Below are 1,256 nucleotides of genomic sequence, written 5' to 3'. Positions count from 1 at the left end.
TGTAATGGTCTAATGAAACTGTAGAGATTTATAGCTTAAAATAAGCAAAATCTTAAAGGTATTTATCATGATTAGAAAAACGAAAATTACTGTCAGCCCTCTTCAAAAATTAGAATATGCCAAGCTGATGGTCGAACAGGGTTACACAAATAAACAAATCGAAGATATGTCAGGTGCGGGTAAATCTGCTGTGTCTCGATGGAAAGTGCAGTACCAAGCTGAATTAGCTGGTAAAACACCAGAAAATGCCAAAGCATTAACTGAAGACCAACGAAGAATTCAACTCCTAGAAGCCCAACTAAAACAAGCAATGAGGGATAATGATATCTTAAAAAAGGCTGCAGCTTTCTTCATTCGAGACAATCAAAACTTAAAATGATGCGCGAAGTAAAGAAAGCAAACCCTGGCTTTAGAATGAGTGAGTTGTGCCGCGTATTCGAGATCAGTTGCAGTAGTTTTTATTACAAACCGATACCACAAAGCGTTGAAAAACAGACTCTGATACAATTTGTAGAGCAAGCCTTCTCTGATTCAAATGCGACGTATGGCAAACGTCGAATACAGGCCGACTTATTAGATTTAGAGTGTAAAGTCGGGGTTTACGCCATTGCTACAGTAATGAAAAATTTGGGATTAAAAGCGATTAGGCCAAAGAAAAAGCATTACTATCCTAACACTGGTGACGAACATGTTTACGCACCCAATTTGCTTAAACGGCAGTTTAACCCTACGACTTATAACACTCATTGGGTGGGTGACATTACCTACATAAAATCACACCAAGGATGGAGTTATTTAGCCTGCGTACTTGATTTAGGAACGAAAGAAATCGTTGGGTATGCCTTATCAAGCCAACCCAATGCCGCGTTAGCGACAGCGGCATTAAATAACGCGATACAACGTCAGAGGCCAAATACACAGGAGTTGATGTTTCACTCAGACCAGGGTTGCCAGTACTCTGCTAAAGTGTTCAGAGAAAAGCTAAAGCACTTAGGCATTGAACAAAGTATGAGTCGTAGAGGAAATTGTTGGGATAATGCCGTGATGGAACGATTCTTTAGGAGTTTAAAGACTGAAAGATTGAACCATTTAGCCTTTATCAATCACAGTTCTGTAGTCAGTGTGGTTGAGCAATATATCCAGTTCTACAATTACAAACGCAGACATTCAGCAATAGATTATAAGACGCCACATCAAAAATATAATGAGTTAAAAAAAGCGGCTTAAAATCTCTCCAGAAATACTTGACCATTACA

The 1,256-nt window shown here is 38.9% G+C and carries 1 protein-coding gene; it reads left to right on the top strand.

The genetic code is table 11. The features are described from left to right. The first annotated feature begins 67 nt into the window (after positions 1 to 67). Positions 68 to 1,227 (top strand): IS3 family transposase gene (locus tag H5202_RS22680; RefSeq protein WP_443019472.1). Its coding sequence is split into 2 segments (ribosomal slippage): positions 68 to 341 and positions 341 to 1,227, totalling 1,161 coding nucleotides; the frame shifts between segments, so codons are not numbered across the junction. Positions 1,228 to 1,256 lie beyond the last annotated feature (29 nt).

The sequence above is a fragment of the Shewanella sp. SG41-4 genome, from assembly GCF_014164505.1.
Classification (GTDB): domain Bacteria; phylum Pseudomonadota; class Gammaproteobacteria; order Enterobacterales; family Shewanellaceae; genus Shewanella.
The sequence above is the reverse complement of the archived record's forward strand: the minus strand, read 5'-3'. Positions and strand labels throughout refer to the sequence as shown.